At 62.8% G+C, this 16,536-nt stretch carries 17 protein-coding genes; 8 read left to right on the top strand and 9 right to left on the bottom strand.

Annotation, left to right across the window (positions count from 1 at the left end; translation table 11 throughout):
- The first annotated feature begins 95 nt into the window (after positions 1 to 95).
- From betI to NKH02_RS13040, 4 genes are all read left to right on the top strand, one after another.
- On the top strand, positions 96 to 803 hold the full coding sequence (gene betI / locus NKH02_RS13055; RefSeq protein WP_352871842.1) for a transcriptional regulator BetI: 708 nt from the start codon (positions 96 to 98) through the stop codon (positions 801 to 803).
- Positions 804 to 833: 30 nt separating this feature from the next.
- Positions 834 to 1,916 carry an ABC transporter substrate-binding protein gene (locus NKH02_RS13050; protein ID WP_352879204.1) on the top strand — a complete coding sequence of 361 codons (1,083 nt, stop codon included), beginning with the start codon at positions 834 to 836 and terminating at the stop codon, positions 1,914 to 1,916.
- Between the two features lie 113 nt (positions 1,917 to 2,029).
- Complete coding sequence (locus tag NKH02_RS13045; protein WP_352879202.1) at positions 2,030 to 3,106, top strand: extracellular solute-binding protein; 1,077 nt, start codon at positions 2,030 to 2,032, stop codon at positions 3,104 to 3,106.
- On the top strand, positions 3,103 to 4,413 hold the full coding sequence (locus NKH02_RS13040; protein ID WP_352879201.1) for a flavin monoamine oxidase family protein: 1,311 nt from the start codon (positions 3,103 to 3,105) through the stop codon (positions 4,411 to 4,413). The genes NKH02_RS13045 and NKH02_RS13040 overlap by 4 nt, the downstream gene beginning before the upstream one ends.
- Here NKH02_RS13040 and NKH02_RS13035 read toward each other — a convergent pair.
- Genes NKH02_RS13035 through NKH02_RS13025 form a run of 3 tightly spaced genes read right to left on the bottom strand, consistent with a single transcriptional unit; the run spans position 4,377 to position 7,226 of the window.
- Positions 4,377 to 5,450, bottom strand: a complete 1,074-nt coding sequence (locus NKH02_RS13035) for an ABC transporter ATP-binding protein (protein WP_352879199.1) — start codon at positions 5,448 to 5,450, stop codon at positions 4,377 to 4,379. The two genes, NKH02_RS13040 and NKH02_RS13035, sit on opposite strands and share 37 nt — an antisense overlap.
- Positions 5,451 to 5,487: 37 nt before the next feature.
- Positions 5,488 to 6,312, bottom strand: a complete 825-nt coding sequence (locus NKH02_RS13030) for an ABC transporter permease (RefSeq protein ID WP_352879197.1) — start codon at positions 6,310 to 6,312, stop codon at positions 5,488 to 5,490.
- Entirely contained in the window at positions 6,309 to 7,226 is a 918-nt protein-coding gene (locus NKH02_RS13025; protein ID WP_352879195.1) for an ABC transporter permease, read from the bottom strand. Before NKH02_RS13025 ends, NKH02_RS13030 begins: the two co-directional genes overlap by 4 nt.
- 271 nt (positions 7,227 to 7,497) lie before the next feature.
- On the opposite strand from NKH02_RS13025, the gene NKH02_RS13020 reads away from it, so the two are divergent.
- Complete coding sequence (locus NKH02_RS13020) at positions 7,498 to 8,919, top strand: aminotransferase (protein WP_352879193.1); 1,422 nt, start codon at positions 7,498 to 7,500, stop codon at positions 8,917 to 8,919.
- 202 nt (positions 8,920 to 9,121) lie between these two features.
- Here the strand turns inward: NKH02_RS13020 and NKH02_RS13015 are convergent, their stop codons facing one another.
- Positions 9,122 to 10,324 carry an aromatic ring-hydroxylating oxygenase subunit alpha gene (locus NKH02_RS13015; RefSeq protein WP_352879191.1) on the bottom strand — a complete coding sequence of 401 codons (1,203 nt, stop codon included), beginning with the start codon at positions 10,322 to 10,324 and terminating at the stop codon, positions 9,122 to 9,124.
- Between the two features lie 258 nt (positions 10,325 to 10,582).
- Complete coding sequence (locus tag NKH02_RS13010; RefSeq protein WP_352879189.1) at positions 10,583 to 10,741, bottom strand: hypothetical protein; 159 nt, start codon at positions 10,739 to 10,741, stop codon at positions 10,583 to 10,585.
- A gap of 77 nt (positions 10,742 to 10,818) precedes the next feature.
- Between NKH02_RS13010 and NKH02_RS13005 the strand changes: the two genes are divergently transcribed.
- Entirely contained in the window at positions 10,819 to 11,229 is a 411-nt protein-coding gene (locus tag NKH02_RS13005; RefSeq protein WP_352879187.1) for a hypothetical protein, read from the top strand.
- Positions 11,230 to 11,345: 116 nt separating this feature from the next.
- Here the strand turns inward: NKH02_RS13005 and NKH02_RS13000 are convergent, their stop codons facing one another.
- Together NKH02_RS13000 and NKH02_RS12995 are read right to left on the bottom strand one after the other, a co-directional pair.
- Positions 11,346 to 13,433 carry an ATP-binding protein gene (locus NKH02_RS13000; protein WP_352879185.1) on the bottom strand — a complete coding sequence of 696 codons (2,088 nt, stop codon included), beginning with the start codon at positions 13,431 to 13,433 and terminating at the stop codon, positions 11,346 to 11,348.
- Between the two features lie 79 nt (positions 13,434 to 13,512).
- A complete protein-coding gene (locus tag NKH02_RS12995; RefSeq protein ID WP_352879262.1) occupies positions 13,513 to 14,286 on the bottom strand; it encodes a response regulator in 774 nt (257 codons plus the stop codon).
- Between the two features lie 46 nt (positions 14,287 to 14,332).
- Between NKH02_RS12995 and NKH02_RS12990 the strand changes: the two genes are divergently transcribed.
- The gene (locus NKH02_RS12990) at positions 14,333 to 15,034 is read left to right on the top strand and encodes a winged helix-turn-helix domain-containing protein (protein ID WP_352870689.1); all 702 of its coding nucleotides are present in this window, start codon (positions 14,333 to 14,335) and stop codon (positions 15,032 to 15,034) included.
- A gap of 72 nt (positions 15,035 to 15,106) precedes the next feature.
- On the opposite strand, the gene NKH02_RS12985 is transcribed toward NKH02_RS12990, so the two are convergent.
- Together NKH02_RS12985 and NKH02_RS12980 are read right to left on the bottom strand one after the other, a co-directional pair.
- Positions 15,107 to 15,274, bottom strand: coding sequence for a hypothetical protein (locus NKH02_RS12985; protein ID WP_352879183.1), 168 nt, complete (start codon positions 15,272 to 15,274; stop codon positions 15,107 to 15,109).
- Positions 15,275 to 15,329: 55 nt separating this feature from the next.
- Positions 15,330 to 15,662 carry a hypothetical protein gene (locus NKH02_RS12980; RefSeq protein WP_352879182.1) on the bottom strand — a complete coding sequence of 111 codons (333 nt, stop codon included), beginning with the start codon at positions 15,660 to 15,662 and terminating at the stop codon, positions 15,330 to 15,332.
- Between the two features lie 355 nt (positions 15,663 to 16,017).
- Between NKH02_RS12980 and NKH02_RS12975 the strand changes: the two genes are divergently transcribed.
- Entirely contained in the window at positions 16,018 to 16,473 is a 456-nt protein-coding gene (locus NKH02_RS12975) for a L,D-transpeptidase (protein ID WP_352870692.1), read from the top strand.
- Positions 16,474 to 16,536: the final 63 nt, after the last annotated feature.

Genomic DNA, 16,536 nt, shown 5'->3' with positions numbered 1-16,536 from the left:
ACATACGAACCTGGGAAGCGATGCAGAAGATGCTTGACAGTGGTGAGCACCGTCCCACTCATCTTCGCGGTCGAAAGCCGGTTGGATAGCCGGCGATGCTGGAGACCATCGGACCCATGAAGACAGCAGTCGCCAGGGAAGCCCTCCTTGATTCGGTGCGGAAAAGCGAGGCTGAAAAGCGCGGACGCAAGGCCTCGAAGGAGGTCAGGCAGCTTCAGCTCATCGAAGCGACAATCGATTCCCTGGCCAAGCGCGGCTATTCGGAAACGACGATGGCCGATGTCGCCGACGGCGCCGGCCTGTCGCGCGGCATCGTCAATTTCCATTTCGAGAGCAAGGAAAAGCTGCTGATCGCGACCTTGCAGCATATGTATGATGAGTACTCGGCGCATTGGCGCAATGCCTTGCAGAAGGCAGGCGATGACCCCGCCCATCAGCTTCACGCTCTGGTCTCCGCCGATTTCGACCGTTCGATCTGTAACAAGCGCAAGCTGGCCGCATGGTGCGCGTTCTGGGGCGAGGCCAAGTCGCGGCCGACCTATCAGGCGCTGAGCAGCGCCCGCGACGCCGTCTATCAGACCATCTTCATCGACCTGTGCGTGACACTCAAGCAGAGCGGCGACTATGCCTATGAGCCGCAGGTCATGGCCCTGGCGCTCAGCGCCATGCTCGAAGGGCTGTGGCTGCGGCTGATGATGGGGACCGAGGACACTACCCGCGAGACCGCCTTGCAGGCGGCCAATGAATTCCTGTCGGCGGCATTCCCGAAACACTACCCGCTGAAGGACGCGACGAAACCATAAGAAAATCAGAACACGGAGGATGGAACAGCAATGAAGACATTGGCTCAACGGCTGACATTGACCTTGGCGCTGGCTGGAACGCTGGCCGCATCGGCCGCGGCACTTGCGGTCGCAGCCGACAAGGACCTGATCGTGTTCGACTGGTCCGGCTACGAGGACCCCAGCTTCCATCCGAAATATGTCGAGAAGAACGGCGACTCGCCGACCTTCGCCTTCTTCGGCGACGAGGACGAGGCGTTCGAAAAGGTGCGCTCCGGCTTCAAGGCCGATCTCGGCCATCCCTGCTCGCAGAGCGTGGTCAAATGGCGCGAAGCGGGCCTGCTCCAGCCGCTCGACACGTCGAAGATCACGGGCTGGAGAGATCTCAATCCCGGCATCATGGCGATGAAGGATCTTGCCACCACGCCGGATGGCAAGGCGTGGTTCATGCCCTGGGACTGGGGCAATACCCAGCTCACCTACAATACCTCCAAGATCGACGCCAAGGACGTGCAATCGCTGAAGGCTTTTGCCGATCCCAAATTCAAGGGCAAGGTGTCGATCGGCGACAATGTCGACGACGCCTATGCGCTGGCCAGCCTCGCCATCGGCCTCGGGGACTGGACCAAGATGACCGACGAGCAGTTCAAGCAGGCGTCGGATTTCCTGCGCCAGGTGCACAAGAACGTCCGCTCCTACTGGACCGACACCACCGATGTCGTTCAGCTGTTGAGCGGCGGCGAGGTCGACCTCGCCTGGGCCTGGAATGACGCAACCGTGCAGTCGGTGGCAGCCGGCGTGCCCATCATGGCGAAGAAGGACACCGACGAAGGCATCTCGACCTGGGTCTGCGGCTATGTGCTGTTCAAGGACGTGCCCGGAAACGTCGACAAAGCCTATGATTATCTGAACGCGGTCAACGATCCGGAGACGGCCAAGGTGCTGGTCAAGGATTGGGGCTATGGCCAGGCCAACGCCAAGGGCATGGCCGGCGTCGACCAGGCGGTGCTGAAGGAAAAGGGCTATGACGATGTGCAGAAATTCGTCGACAAGACGCTGTTCCAATCGCCGGTGCCGTCGGACCTCAAGCTCAAGATGATCGCCGAGTTCGAGAAGATCAAAGCCGGTTACTAGCCCCTTTCTGGGTGTCCCGCCTGCGCGTCGATCGAGCGGCAGACGGCTCGCAAAAGTCTGGGAATTCTCCTAACTTTGCGGTGACGTTTTCGCGACCGGGGGAATTCTCAGCCATGAAATCGATGCTACGCCGCCTTGCCCTTGCCGCCGCATGCATGATCGGCGTCGGCGTGGTCCATGCCTTCGCCGAGGGCGGCGGCGACCTCGTGGTGTTCGACTGGTCGGGCTATGAAGATCCGTTGCTGCATCCGGCCTACACCGCCAAATATGGCGCCGAGCCGACCTTCGCCTTCTTCGGCGACGAGGATGAAGCGTTCGAGAAGATGCGCGCCGGCTTCAAGGCCGACATCGCCCATCCCTGTTCGCAAAGCGTGGTCAAATGGCGCGAGGCCGGCATGTTGCAGCCGCTCGACACGTCCAGGATATCAGGCTGGAAGGATCTCAATCCCGGCATCATGGCGATGAAGGATCTCGCCGTCACCGCCGACGGCAAGGCCTGGTTCGTGCCGTTCGACTGGGGCAACACCTCGCTGCTCTACCGCACCGACAAGGTGACGACAGAACAGGCCCAGTCGCTGAAGGTCTTCGCCGATCCCAAGTTCAAGGGCCGCGTCACCATCGGCGACAATGTCGATGACGCCTACGCGCTGGCAAGCCTGGTGATAGGCCTCAAGGACTGGACCAAGATGACCGATGCGCAGTTCCAAGAGGCATCCGCCTTCCTGCGCGATGTGCACAAGAATATCCGCTTCTACTGGACCGACGACACCGACCTCAACCAGGCGTTTATCGGCAATGAGGTCGATCTCGTCTGGGGCTGGAAGGAGACCTTCGTGACGCTAAAAGGGCAAGGGATGCCGATCGCCATGAACCGCGACACCAAGGAAGGCATTTCGACCTGGGTGTGCGGTTATGTGCTGATGAAGGACGCCCTTGGCAAGCTCGACGAAGCCTATGAATTCCTGAGCGCCGTCAACGCACCCGACGTGTCGGACTACCTGGTCAAGACCTTCGGCTACGGCCATGGCAACGGCGCCGGCATGGCAGCGATCGACCACAAGGTGCTGGCCGAGCGCGGCTTCGACAATCTCGACAAGTTTCTCGACAAGACGCTGTTTCAGCAGCCTGTGGCGCCGGAGCTCAAGCAGCGCATGGTCGCCGAGTTCGAGAAGATCAAGGCCGGCTATTGAAGAGCGAACAGGAAAGAACCGATGTCGTCATCGTCGGCGCCGGCTTCACCGGCCTGTCGGCGGCGCTTGAGCTGAAGGCAGCCGGCATAGATTTTCTGTTGCTCGAAGCGGGCGACCGCGTCGGCGGGCGGGTCGAGTCCATGGAGATCGGCGACGGCGAGCGTGTCGACAGCGGTGGTCAGTTCCTGTGCGAGGATATGCCGGCGCTGATGGCGTTGGTCGAGGAGCACGGCAAGACGCTGGTCGAAACCTATGTCGACGGCGAATTTATCGCCCAGCCGGTGATGTCCGCGGGGGAGGCGGCACAAACCTATGTCGGCTCGATGGCGATCCGCGATCGCATGAATGCGATCGCGCCTGATGACCCTGATATCGCCGGCTTGTCAGTCGCCGCCTGGCTCGATCGCCAGGGCGACCCCAAGGACGCCAAGGCAGCCTTTCGCTCGATGATCGAAGGTCTGTGGTGCCAGGCACTGGAGAAGCTGCCGCTTTGGCACCACATCGACAATGATCGCCGTATCACCAACGAGGTGTCGGAGCTGCAATATTTTCTCGCGGAGACGATGCATTCGCTGGCGGAGGATTTGGCTCAAGATCTGGGCGTCCGGGTGCGGCTCGGCGCGCATGTCACGCGCATCGAGCAAGGCGCAAATGGCGTGTCAGTCCATGCCGGCGCGGGTTCGATAGAGGCTCGTTGTCTGCTCGTCGCCGTGCCGCCAGTCATGGCGTCGAGGATCGACTATTCGCCGCCACTGCCGGCGGCCCTGGAGAAAGCACTCGGTGTCTGGCGGAGCGGTACGGTGATCAAGATGCTGGTGCGCTATCCCACCGCCTTCTGGCGAGCCAAGGGCTTGAGCGGCATGGTGATGTGGCGCGACCAGCCAGGTTTGTTTGCCTGCGACGCCAGCAAGGATGACGATCATCCGGCGCTGGTGGTTTTCATTGGCGGTCCGTCCGCCATCGAATGGCGCGGCTTTGGGCAGGAAGGCCTCCGCACCAGAATTGCGGCGCGTCTCGTTGCGGCTCTCGGTCAAGAGGCTGCGAAATGGCTCGGCTTTGCCGTCCGATACTGGTTCGACGACGAAGGCAGCGTTGGCGGCTACAGCGACCTCATCGTCGACATGGATGCGACCGACGCCGAGCGTACTATCCTGGCCGGCGCGCCGCCGGTTTATTTTGCGTCGTCGGAACTGTCGCCGTCGTTTCCCGGCTATGTCGAAGGCGCGATCGTTGCCGGGCGCATTGCCGCGCGAAGAATCATCGCCGAGCTTCAATCGGCCATCGCCACCAAAGCCTCGGGATCGTAGGCGAGGCGGATCGAGGTCCCGACCGGGATGTCATCGGCACCGAAATCGTTGGTTTCGGTCACCGATAGCGGCTTTTCCAGTCCCGGTATCTCGACGATCAGATGGGTGATCTCGCCGAAATAGTGGCGTTCGACCACCTTGCCGGCAACCTCGAACTTCGCTGTCGCATTGTCCCACAGCACGCGTAGGCGCTCCGGCCTGATGCCGAGCGTGGCGCCGCCGCCATTGCGGACAAAAGCCTTGGGCTTGTCGGTCTTGATCCGGCCGAAGCCAAGCGTGTCGACGACCAGCGACGCGCCGTTCTCCTCGACAATCCGAGCCTTGACGAAATTCATGCCGCCGAGGAAGTCGGCGACCTGGCGGGTGACCGGCCGCTGGTAGATCTCCTTGGGCGAGGCGACCTGCGCGATCCGGCCGCCGAACATCACGGCGATGCGGTCGGACATGGCGAGCGCTTCACACTGGTCGTGGGTAACGAGCACGAAGGTGATGCCGACCGCCTGCTGCAGGCGGCGCAGTTCGACCTGCATCTGCTCGCGCAGTTTCTTGTCCAGCGCCGACAATGGCTCATCGAGCAGCAGCACCTTGGGCCGCATGACCAGAGCGCGCGCGAGCGCGACGCGCTGTCGCTGGCCGCCGGAAAGTTCTGTCGCCAGGCGCTTGCCGAAGCCGGTCAGCGAGACCTGCGCCAGCGCCTCCTCGACCCGGCGCTTTTCCTCGCCACCCTGCAGCTTCAGCCGCTTCAGCCCATAGGCGACGTTCTGCTCGACATTGAGATGCGGGAAGATCGCGTAGCTCTGGAACACCATGTTGGTTGGCCGACGATTGGCCGGGATGCCTTCCATCGGCTGACCGCCGACCGAGATCGAGCCGCTGGTCGGATTGTCGAAGCCGGCGATCATGCGCAGCAGCGTGGTCTTGCCGCAGCCGGACGGGCCGAGCAATGAGAAGAACTCGCCTTCCCTGATGGTCAAGGAGGCGTCATCGAGCGCCTTGAACGCCCCGTAGCTGCGGGTGACGCTCTTGATCTCGATCATGGATCGGTCGGATTGGGGGCGCAAGATTTGGGGCTGCTCAGGCATAGAGGCCTCCCTCGTTCCGGGTGCGTCTGGCCGTGCGGCGACGCAGGGTTTCGGCGACGGTCATCAACAGGAAAGAGGCAACCAGCAACAGTGTGCCCAGCGCCAGCACGCCCGGCAGCTTGGCCGCGAAGCGCAATTGCCCCCAGATGTAGATCGGCAGCGTCGCCTCGGTGCCGGTGAGGAAGAAGGCGATGATGAACTCGTCGAGCGAGATGGTGAAGCAGACAAGCAGGCTGGAGATGATGGCAGGCGCCACCATCGGCAGCGTTACCCGCCGGAAGGTGCCGAAGGCGCTCTCGCCGAGGTCGGCGGAGGCTTCCTCCAGGCTGCGGTCGAAGCCTTCGAAGCCGGAGGTCAGCACCGTCATCGAATAGGGAATGCAGACCAGCACATGGCCGAGCACGACGGTGAACAGCGACAGGCTCAAACCAAGCTGCAGCATCACCAGCAGCATCGAGATGGCGACGATGACTTCCGGCAGCACCAGCGGCGCCATGATCAGGCCGTTGATGGTGCGACGGCCGGGATAGCGGTAGCGGGTGATCGAACGGGCGGCGAGGATGCCGAGCACAGTGGACAAGACCGCTGCCGACATCCCGACGATCAGGCTGTTCCAGGTGGCGTCGAGCAGTGCCGGCGTGCGCGGCAGGTCCTCATACCAATGCAAGGTGAAGCCGGTGAGCGGAAATTTTGGTGTCGCCGCCGTGTTGACCGAGAAGATCGGCAGGAAAATGACTGGCAGATAGAGGAACACGACGTAGAGAAACGCATAGACGGCCAGCCAGCCGCCGGACAGGAAGCGCCGCACTGCACTCATCGAGCCAGCCTCTGGACGGCACGGATGATCAGCACCGTGGCGCCCGCCATCAGCGTCACGATCAGCATGGTGGTGACGGAAAGGGCGGCACCCAGCGGCCAGTTGGACGCCTTGCCGAACTGCGCCTGGATGGCGTTGGCGATCATGACGCCGTCCTTGCCGCCGACAAGCTTCGGCGTGACGTAGTCGCCGACGGTCGGGATCATCACGATCAGCGCCGCGGAGATGACGCCTGGCGCCGACAGCGGCAAGGTCACGCGCAGGAACGAGCGCAGCGGGCCGTCGCCGAGATCGGTGGCCGCCTCGACCAGCGTGCGGTCGACTTTTTCCAGCGAGACGAAGATCGGCAGGATGGCGAAGGCCGCCCAGGCATGGGTGAGCGTGATGATGACGGCGCTCGAATTGTAGAGCAGGGCTGTCGACGGCTCGTCGATGATGCCAAGACCCATCAGGCCGGAATTGAGGACGCCGTTGTAGCCGAGGATGACCTTCCACGACATCACGCGCAGCAGATAGCTGGTCCAGAACGGGATGGTGATGAGGAACAGCCAAAGGCTCTTGTGGTGGCCGCCATGGAACGAGATGAAGTAGGCGATCGGATAGGCCAAAAGGACTGTGAGCAGGCTGACCGTCAGCGAGATGTAGAGCGAGCGCCACAACAGATCACGGTAGATCGGCTCGGTCAGCGCGACGCGGTAGTTTTCCAGCGTGAAGGTGCGGTCGATGGTCAGGTAGTGCTGCGTCCAGAAGGAATGCGCGATGACCACCAGGATCGGCAGGACCAGAAGAATGAGTGCGTAGATGAAGGTCGGGCTGATCAGAGCGAGGCCCTGTACGGGTTCGGACTGCAGAAGGGCATTTCGTCTGGCCCGCGTCATGCGCAACGGGGGCGACCCTTCCGCGGCCGCCGTCATTGCCAGGCTCCGGGGGGCAGGGCCCCAGGTGCGATCTCGGTTGCTGGCCTGGACTGTCCCGCCATGCGGCATCCCATTGTGCTGGCGCCGGCTGCTTGTTCCCCTTGCCGGCTTTCTTTCATCATGCGCGCATCCTTGGATTGAAATCAAGCGCCAATTCTGAAATATTGATTGAACGGACATTCAAAATGAAGTGACGAAAGCCGCTGTTTCCGATGCTTGGCATCTCATTTCATGACCGATGAATTCTGTGAAGCAATGTGAGGCGATGATGGCTGCGGCAAGAGACCTGAAGGCGACCGAGATGGCCGGCGGGGAGCCCGGCGACCATGCCGTCGAACTGGCCAAGCGCCATCTCGTCCAGCCTTGGCCGTTCGCCGGTTCGGTCGGCACCGAGGCTCGCGCGCTGATCGGCGAGGGCGACGGCATCTACATCACCGACAGCACCGGCAAGCGGCTGATCGACGGGCCAGCCGGCATGTGGTGCGTCAATGTCGGTCACCGCCGCGAGGAGCTCGCCAAGGTGATGTACGACCAGGCGATGGCGCTGTCCTACAACACGCCGTGGTACACGATGAACGCGCCGTCGGCGGAGCTTGCCATGCGCATCGCCGGCCACGCGCCGGGCGACCTCAGCCACGTCTTCTACACCACCGGCGGCTCTTCCGCGGTCGAAACGGCGCTGCGCTTCATGCAGTTCTACAACAATGTGCGTGGCCGGCCGGAAAAGAAGCTGATCCTGAGCCGCGGCGGCGCCTATCACGGCTCGACCTATCTGTCGGCCTCGCTCAACGGCCGCCCCCGCGACCGCGACTGGATGGACGGTGCCGGCGAACTGGTCATCAAGCTGTCGTCGCCCGATCCGTTCCGTCGTCCGCACGGCATGAGCCTTGCCGCCTTCGCCGATTTCCTCGTTGATCAGTTCCGCGACACCATCGCCCGTGTCGGCGCTGAACGGATCGGTGCTTTCGTCGGCGAACCGGTACAGGCATCCGGCGGCGTCGTGGTGCCGCCCGATGGCTATCTCAAGCGCATCCGCGAGATCTGCCGTGACAACGACATTCTCTATGTCTGCGACGAGGTGGTGACGGCCTTCGGCCGGCTCGGTCACGTCTTTGCCTCGGGCGAAATGTTCGGCATCGATCCGGACATGATCACCTTCGCCAAGGGCGTCACCTCGGGCTATTTCCCGCTCGGCGGCGTCATCATCTCGGAGCGGCTGCTGGAAGAGCTGCGCCGGTCGAACCATCCCGATGCGATGTTCGGTCACGGCCTGACCTACACCAGTCATCCCGTCGGCTGCGCCGTGGCGTTGAAGAACCTCGATCTGCTGGAAGAGGGCGTGCTTGCCCACACGCGGGAGGTCGCGCCTTATTTCCAGGCGCAGCTGAAGACGCTGGAAGATCTGCCACTGGTCGGCGAGGTGCGAGGCCTCGGACTGATGGGCTGCGTCGAATGCGTGGCGGACCGCGAAAGCAAGGACCCGCTGCAGCTCGACAAGGATGTGGGAAAACGCATCGACGCCCATTGCCATGAGCTCGGCCTGCTGGTCCGGCCGCTGATCAACATGTGCGTGATGTCGCCGCCGCTGGTCATCACGCGCGAGCAGATCGACGACATGATCGGCATTCTGCGCGAGGGCATTTCACGAACGATGGATGATCTGAGGAAAGAAGGCGTGTGGCGGGGGTAACTCCCTTCTCCCCGTTCTACGGTGCCGACAGGCGGATGAGGGGCTGCGTTGGCGATTGGCCGCATCCGCTGCAAAGCAGTCGTCTGTCGAGGCGACAATTTCGCAAGTTCGGCGCTGCCCCTCACCTGCCAGCCGGCATCCTCTCCCGTAGAACCGGGAGAGGGGCGCTCTCATCGGCGATTTCGCCAACCACCAACGTCGTCTACGACCGCGACCTCAGCGCGTCGTTCAAGTTCCACATGTCCTTCTCCTCGGGCGCGGTCTCCAGGCCGAGCACCGGCAGCATCTTGCGCAGGTGGTCGTGGTGGGTGCGCACGCCGTATTCGAGGTCCGAGAGATAGAAACCCTCGAAGGCTTCGGACAGCATGGATTCGTTCGACCACACCGACAGTTGCACATCTTCCGACATGGTGTCGCGGTCGATGCGGAAGGAGAGGTAGCGGGCGGCGGCCTGCTCGCGGCTTTCGTCGCGGTAGCGGTAGATGGCGCCGCGCAGCAGCGTCTCACCCGTCGACAGTGGAAATTCCTGATAGAACTGTACCGATTCCGGCATCACCGAAATGACCGCATTGGGGAAGATGCCGTAATAGACCCAGGCCTTCTTCAGATAGTCGGGCAGATGCGCCGGCTCGGGCGCGATCTCGACGTAGTTCTTGACGCTCCAGCGCCGGCCGGCATGCGGGTTGTAGGTGGCGAATGAGCGCGAGACGCCGTTGATGAAGGGCTCGTCGAAATAGGTCGCGCCATAAAGATCCTGCAAGGCGGGATGCGCCATGGCGACGTGATAGCCCTCATTGTCGACATCGCGCACCGACTTCCAGTTGACCGGGGTCTTCTGGCTCCAGATGCCCCAGGAGGGCACCATGTCGGCGGCGTTGTAATGCGCGAATTCGGGTTCGATCGGCTTCATCAGTTCGGCGACCGAGGCCTGCGGCCCGCCATTGCGGAAGCGGATGAAGATAAAGCCCATCCAGACCTCCAGATCGAGCGGCATCAAGCCGAACTCGGTCTTGTCGAGATCGGGGAAGGAGCGCGGGCGCGCGGCACCGCGCAGCGTGCCGTCCAGATTGTAGACCCAGCCATGGAACGGGCACACCAGCGCGTTCTTGCAATTGCCCTGGCTGTCGGCGACGACGCGGCTGCCCCGGTGGCGGCACATGTTGTTGAAGCCGCGCACGACGCCATCCTTGCCGCGCACGATCAAGGCGCGTTCACCGACAACGTCCATGGTTAGATAGTCGCCAGCGTCAGGCACGTCCGAAACGTGTCCGACGATCTGCCAGTGATTGCGGAAAACATGCTCCTTCTCAAGCTCGAGAAGGGCATCGGAATGGTAACTCCAGCCCGGGAGTCCCCGCCGGTCCCAATCGTTGGGGATCGCCACGTCACGGAGGTGCGGGTTCATAAAACGTCTCTTCTTTTTATTGAATACTTGTTCAATAAGAGCATATTTCTCATTGAAATGCAATGGCTTGTGAAAACTCGACGGTCTCCGTGGTGGAATTTTCATCTCGTCCGGAGCCGAAATCCGCTCAGCTGTCGGCCCGGAAAATCCCGGAGAATCCGGGTGCTAGTCGGGGTTTCAGGGGACACTGTACCGCCCCGACTTCGGAAGCGAAGGGGCGCAGGACAAGGCGCTTTCCCAAGGGCGAAAATGGCTTCGCTATTCTCCGGCCGGTTCGCTGATTTCACAGGCATTCGGATCAGCACAGTCGGCGGAATCGGTCGAGAGTCGCTGTCGGGATGAAGAACGCATCAGCGCGCCCGCTTTTGCCCGATTCTGCCCGAAATACTGTTTCCAACTCGTTACATTGTCGGTCATGCGCCACCGTTGCCTTGTTACAAAGCGCGGCTAAGTTCGTTTCATCACCAAACAGAAACTCAGCGAAGGGGAAGGCAATGCATGCGAAAATCCAGACGATCCGCGGCGAGTGCCGCCTTCAGGCTCCAGAGCGCAATGACCGCCGTCCGAAACTGGCGCTGCGCCAGCGGGCCAGCGACCACCCCATGGCGATGTTCATGGTGCTGGCTGCTTGCGCCTTCGTCGGCATGGCGTTCACGCCGACAATCGGGCCGGCCTTCGCTTCGTTGAATCCGCCGGCCAACCTCATCGACGGCGCGCAGACGACGAGCAGGACCGCGCGTCTGCCGATGCCGGTGACCGACTTCGCCTGCAAGGGCCAGGCCTGGGGTGCCGAGAGCATCGATTGCCTGCGCGCCATCGCCGAGCAGTCCGGAGCGCACAAGACCCGTGCGATACGCATGATCGCCAACGCCGCGCCGTTGACCGGCACGCCGAACATTTTCTGATTTCCGTCGAAGCATGATCCCGAACCGGTTCCCACTTTGGGATCATGCTCTGAACTCCCCGAGCGCTCCCTCCAGGCGCGCTCTTCTTCGGCCCCCGCCCCCGGGGGCCTCCTTTTTCATCCTTTCAAGGCCGCCTGTTCGGCGATGGCTGACAGCACACTGCGCACATCCAGCGTACTGAACGGCTTTTCCAGGATCTGCGGCCGCTGCTGCGCCGGCAGGGCCTCGATTTCGGCCTTCGCGCCGATCAGATCGCCGGTGACCAGCACGAAACGCCGCGCCAGGTCAGGCTTTTCGGCGAGCAGCTCGCGATAGATCGATATGCCGCTGATGCCGGGCATGCGCAGGTCCGAAAAGACGATGTCGGGCGGCATGTGGCCGCCCAAGGTGGCCGCGCCCGATTCCCAGACCGGAGCGATCCGCGACTTGATGCCCATCAATTCGAGAATGTCGGAGAGCGAGCCGGCGACATCCGGCTCGTCGTCGATGATCAGGGCATGGCGCAGGCCGCTCGATCGCGGCTGGTTGTCGCCAACAGTGGCGAGGCCGGCTACAATGGCGGGCAGCTGGACGACGAAACGCGCCCCCCTCGGCATCGCTTCCTCGAACCAGACATTGCCATTGTGCCGCTCGATGATCGATTTCGAGATCGACAGGCCGATGCCGGTGCCGACGCCGACCGGCTTGGTGGTGAAATAGGATTCGAAGATGCGGCCGCGGATCGCTTCCGGCACGCCGGGCCCATTGTCTTCGACCGAGAAGCAGGGGTGACCCCGGTCGCTGCGGAACGTCCGCACCTTGATCAGCCGGTCGCCGGCAATGCCGGCCAAGGCGTGTTGGCTGTTGATGAGGAAGTTGGCCGCCACCTGCGTCACGTGGTCGGCGTCGGCCATGGCCAGCAGCGGACCGGCGGCGAAGTCGGTGTCGATGATGATGCCGCTGGAGCGCGCGCCATAGGCGGTCACTTCCAGTGCCGCCCGGATCACCTGGTTGAGGTCGGTCTCGGCTTGCGCCGCCGGATGAAGCCGGACCATCGACAGGAAGCTCTTGACGATGCGGCCGCAGCGCTCGGCGGCCGCGCGCACTTTCTCGGCGCGCACCTTGGTCTGCGGATCGGAGGCGAATTCGTGCAGCAGCGTCGATTGCGCCACCACGACGGCCAGCGGGTTGTTCAACTCGTGCGAGACGCCGGCCAGCAACGAACCCATCGCCGCCATCTTCTCGTTCTGATGCAACTTCTCGCGCTGACGGCCGATCTCCTCCTCGGCGCGCAATTTGTCGCGCAGGTCGCGGATGGAGCCGAAGATCAGGCGACGGTCCGCGACCCGCATCTCGGTCGCCGTCAGTTCGATCGGGAACACTTCGCCGGCGGCGTTCTGGGTCACCGTCTCGAGCCGTTGGCCGACCATCGGCGCGCCGCGGCCGGACATGTATTCGGCCCCCGAAGCATAGCCCTTTCGGTAGTAGATCGGCACGATGGTATCGAGCAGGTCCTTGCCGAGGATGTCGCTGCGCTGGAAGCCGAACATCTTCTCGGCGGCCGGATTGAATTCGATGATCGAGCCGGTCTCATCGATGACGACGATGGCGTCGAGCGAGGCCTGCAGCATGGTGCGGCGAATGACCTCGCTGGCATGGGCTTCGGAGGGCGAGTGCTCGATGGCGTCGCCGATGGCGAGCGCGATGATGTGCAGCGTCGCTTCTTCCTCGTCGGTCCACTCGCGCTCGTTGACGCAGTCATTGACCGCCAGCGTGCCCCACAGATGGCCATGCGCGAAGACCGACACCGACAGGAACGACTTGATGTTCTGCTTTTCGAAGTCGGTCCTCAGAAAGCCTTCGAGATCGCGCGTATGGCCAGCGAAGATCTTGCCTTGCCGTTCGTCCTCGGCCAGCCGCTCCAGCAGCGGATCCGAATTGACGACCGACTGCATGATGACGGTCGGCGACGCCAGTTCGCCGCCGAAAAGAGGGTCGATCCAGTAGGCGGCGACGGATTGGGCGAAACCCTGGCCGGGCAGCTCGCGCAAGCGAAACAGGATGCCGCGCTGGCAATCCATGGCCCGGCAGAGCGTTTCCAGGATGCCGTCCATCTCGCGCTGCCAGTCGCCGGCCTCACGCAGCCGGCGAACGACACGCACGGCCGCCATCGCCGCGCCCTGCCTGAACCCTTGCATATCCGTGCTTGCTGCCTCAGCGTTCATCTTGTGCCGTCATTCTGGAGTCGTGCCAATTCGATCGGCGAGCAATTGCTGCGAATCCTAACCCCTCTGGCCTCGCTGCTCAGTTGCCGTCGCCAGTCGGCAGCGAGAAGATATAGCCCTCGCCGCGCACCGTGCGCAGGAATTTCGGGTTGGCCGGGTCGGTCTCGATCTTCTTGCGCAGCCGCATGATGCGAATGTCGACCGCGCGCGACGATTCCGGGTCTTCGGTGAAGCCGATCGCCTCGGAGATCGCGGCGCGGGTCAGCAGCCGGTTGGCGCGAGTCAGGAAAACCTCCAGCACGTCGAATTCGCTCTTGGCCATGTCGATCACCGCGCCATTGGCGCCGGTGACCAGCCTGCCGTCGAGATCGGCCTGGAAAGGGCCGAAGGCAACGGCACGGCGATCCGTCCTGGCCTTCTTGTCCTGAAGCTCCTGCGGCTGGGGAACCCGGCGCAACACGCTGCGGACCCTCGCCAGCACTTCGCGCAATTCGTAGGGCTTGACGATGTAGTCGTCGGCACCGAGTTCCAGCCCGACGATGCGGTCGAGCGCGGTGCCGGCGGCGGTCGCGAAGATGATGCCGATCGGCAGTTTCGAGCGCAGCCAGCGGCCGAGCGAGAGGCCGTCCTCGCCGGGCATGGCGATGTCGAGGATGGCGAGATGGAACGACTGCGTTTCAACGAGGCTGCGTGCGGCGGCGGCGCTTTCAGCCGTGACCACGTCATAGCCGGCGGCGCCAAGATATTCGGCGACCGCGTCCCTCAAATCGGGCTCATCCTCGACGATGACAATTCTTGCCCGCACGATGTTTTCGCTCCCACTTTCAGTGGAAAGTAGATTGGGTATAAACATCATGTCCAGCACTCATATCCGGTTGCCAGGGAACGGTTTAGAAAACATGGCCGCACGATCGATCATCGCGCTTGTTTCCGTTGCCGAAGTGGTCGCGACCGAGCTCGCCGACCATCTTGAGCGGCGCGGCCATGATGTGCATCAGGCGCGCCAGCCCTGGGAGGCCGAATCGCTGCTGTCGGGAAAGGGCATCGATGTCGTCGTCGTCGGCGACAGTCTCAGCCAGGCGGAGGGGCGGGACCTGCTCCGGCGTTATGGCGGCCAAGGCGGGGGCGGCGAGGGCGGGCCGGATTTCATCCTGATCTGCCGGCCGGCCGATCTCGTCGACAAGGTGCTGGCGCTGGAGCTTGGTGCGGCCGACGTCGTCGAGAGCCCGCTCAATGTCAGGGAGCTGGCTGCCCGTGTTGGCGGCCTGCTTTCGCGACGCGGCAGGGGCATCCAGGAACTGATCGTGCTGGAGAACGCGACCGTCGATCTGAGGTCGGCCATGGTCATGCATCGCTCCGGCACGGAGGAACAGCTCTCGCCGGGCCAGGTGGCGCTGCTTAGGCTGTTCCTGGCCAGTCCGCGCAAGGTGCTGACGCGCGACGATATCATCGCCGCCGCACCGGCGGAAAACGCCGACGCCTTCGATCGCTCGATCGATTCGCGCATCGTGCGGCTGCGCCGCAAGCTCGACACCGAAACCATCACCACCATACGCGGCGCCGGCTACCGCTTCGATCCGCCGCGGCAATTCGCCGACTGATTGCCGGACGCTGACGCGGTCTCTTTTGTTGGGCATCGGCTTTTCCATCTCTGGGTCCGATGCTCCTGGCGCTCAGCGTACCAGCAGAAGTGATGGGCCCACCGGCATGTCACCGCCCATGGTGATCTCGCTGGCATGGGCGCGGTCCCTGAGCAGCACGGTGACAAGGCCGGCAAAGCCGAGCAGGCCCTGCGCGTAGAGCAGTGCCGACAGCACCGAAGCGGCAAATTTCGTTTTCATCGCAGCAGTTCTCCAAAATGGCAATTCTTTAGAAATGAACGTGTTGCGGGTCGCTTCAGGACACCCCCGAAGTGCCCGCGCCGCCCACGGAACCCCCCGTCTCGGCGCGGGCCTTCGGTCCTCTCGGCAGCAAGTTGCCGGAGGGGCCGCGCAAACCCGTCAGCCTAAGGCCGACCCGCCAGAGGGCCTTGAGCCGGGCGATGCGCAGGCTGGAGACAATCCAGACCGAGGCGAAAAACAGTGCGGCATGCAGTGTCGAAATCTCGCCTGAAGTCATCGCGCCGAGCCTTGCCAATGGGGTGCCGGCAACCGTGCCGACGCCACCGATGACAGTTGCCGCGATGCTGATCCTGAGAAGCCAGGACAGCGCGTTCGATTTCGTTCCCATGTTTCGTTACCGGCTGTTTTCGTTGCGTCAACCTTGCTTGCGGCGCGTTTCCGGATCATGCCGCTCGAAGCCGCGCTTTGTTGCAATTCGGTTTCGAGATTGTCGGATTTTCTTCGTATAGTGATAATTCGCACTTTCGTTTAGAGGCGGATACCCATGTTTCCGATTTCGGCCTAGCCCGCCGGGTTACGGAACCGCTCCTATTGGGTTCTAGGAAGGGCTGCATTTGTTAACCAGTGGAAACAGATTCGAAACACAAACGAGTGTTTTGCGAAATCTGCTCGAAACATGACGTTGGGATAAGCGGCCATCGAATTGGAGCCGGCTGGACCGGCAGAGAGAGGGGAACATCATCATGCATACCGCCATTGCCGCCAAGCTCATCAACATCACCGCAGCCGCCTTGACGGGTGCCGCACTGCTGTTTGGTTCGGGCGCCGCGCACGCCGCCAACAAGATCGTGGCGCGCGTTTCGCTTTCACAGCAGATCATGGAAGTCTCGGTCGACGGCCGCCCGACCTTCGCCTGGAAGGTTTCCACCGGCGACCGGGCCCATGTGACGCCGACCGGCTCGTTCAAGCCGACCCGCATGCATGAGATGTGGTACTCGAAGAAATACGACAACGCCCCGATGCCGCACTCGGTCTTCTTCAGCGGCGGCTACGCGGTGCATGCGACCTACGCGATCAAGCGTCTCGGCCAGCCGGCTTCGCATGGCTGCGTGCGGCTGCATCCCGACAACGCCGCCGATTTCTACCAGCTCGTCGAAACCTTCGGGGCGACCAACACCAGCATCGTCATCGTCAAGTAGCCTGACGGGGTCGCTGCCTTCGGCCCATTGTGCCGAAGCCGTGGAGCGACCGTCAGAAAAAGA

This window comes from Mesorhizobium sp. M1396 (genome assembly GCF_040317725.1).
Classification (GTDB): Bacteria; Pseudomonadota; Alphaproteobacteria; order Rhizobiales; family Rhizobiaceae; genus Mesorhizobium.
Note: the sequence above shows the minus strand (reverse complement) of the source record. Positions and strands in the feature narration are given on the sequence as shown.

Coding starts and splice junctions, on each gene's coding strand:
- NKH02_RS13035 (WP_352879199.1), bottom strand. CDS start 5,450: ATGATCGAGATCAAGAGCGTCACCCGCAGCTACGGGGCGTTCAAGGCG.
- NKH02_RS13030 (WP_352879197.1), bottom strand. CDS start 6,312: ATGAGTGCAGTGCGGCGCTTCCTGTCCGGCGGCTGGCTGGCCGTCTAT.
- NKH02_RS13010 (WP_352879189.1), bottom strand. CDS start 10,741: ATGACCGACAATGTAACGAGTTGGAAACAGTATTTCGGGCAGAATCGG.
- NKH02_RS13025 (WP_352879195.1), bottom strand. CDS start 7,226: ATGACGGCGGCCGCGGAAGGGTCGCCCCCGTTGCGCATGACGCGGGCC.
- NKH02_RS13015 (WP_352879191.1), bottom strand. CDS start 10,324: ATGAACCCGCACCTCCGTGACGTGGCGATCCCCAACGATTGGGACCGG.
- NKH02_RS12995 (WP_352879262.1), bottom strand. CDS start 14,286: ATGTTTATACCCAATCTACTTTCCACTGAAAGTGGGAGCGAAAACATC.
- NKH02_RS13045 (WP_352879202.1), top strand. CDS start 2,030: ATGAAATCGATGCTACGCCGCCTTGCCCTTGCCGCCGCATGCATGATC.
- NKH02_RS13020 (WP_352879193.1), top strand. CDS start 7,498: ATGGCTGCGGCAAGAGACCTGAAGGCGACCGAGATGGCCGGCGGGGAG.
- NKH02_RS13050 (WP_352879204.1), top strand. CDS start 834: ATGAAGACATTGGCTCAACGGCTGACATTGACCTTGGCGCTGGCTGGA.
- NKH02_RS12980 (WP_352879182.1), bottom strand. CDS start 15,662: ATGGGAACGAAATCGAACGCGCTGTCCTGGCTTCTCAGGATCAGCATC.
- NKH02_RS13005 (WP_352879187.1), top strand. CDS start 10,819: ATGCATGCGAAAATCCAGACGATCCGCGGCGAGTGCCGCCTTCAGGCT.
- NKH02_RS13000 (WP_352879185.1), bottom strand. CDS start 13,433: ATGAACGCTGAGGCAGCAAGCACGGATATGCAAGGGTTCAGGCAGGGC.
- betI (WP_352871842.1), top strand. CDS start 96: ATGCTGGAGACCATCGGACCCATGAAGACAGCAGTCGCCAGGGAAGCC.
- NKH02_RS12990 (WP_352870689.1), top strand. CDS start 14,333: ATGGCCGCACGATCGATCATCGCGCTTGTTTCCGTTGCCGAAGTGGTC.
- NKH02_RS12975 (WP_352870692.1), top strand. CDS start 16,018: ATGCATACCGCCATTGCCGCCAAGCTCATCAACATCACCGCAGCCGCC.
- NKH02_RS12985 (WP_352879183.1), bottom strand. CDS start 15,274: ATGAAAACGAAATTTGCCGCTTCGGTGCTGTCGGCACTGCTCTACGCG.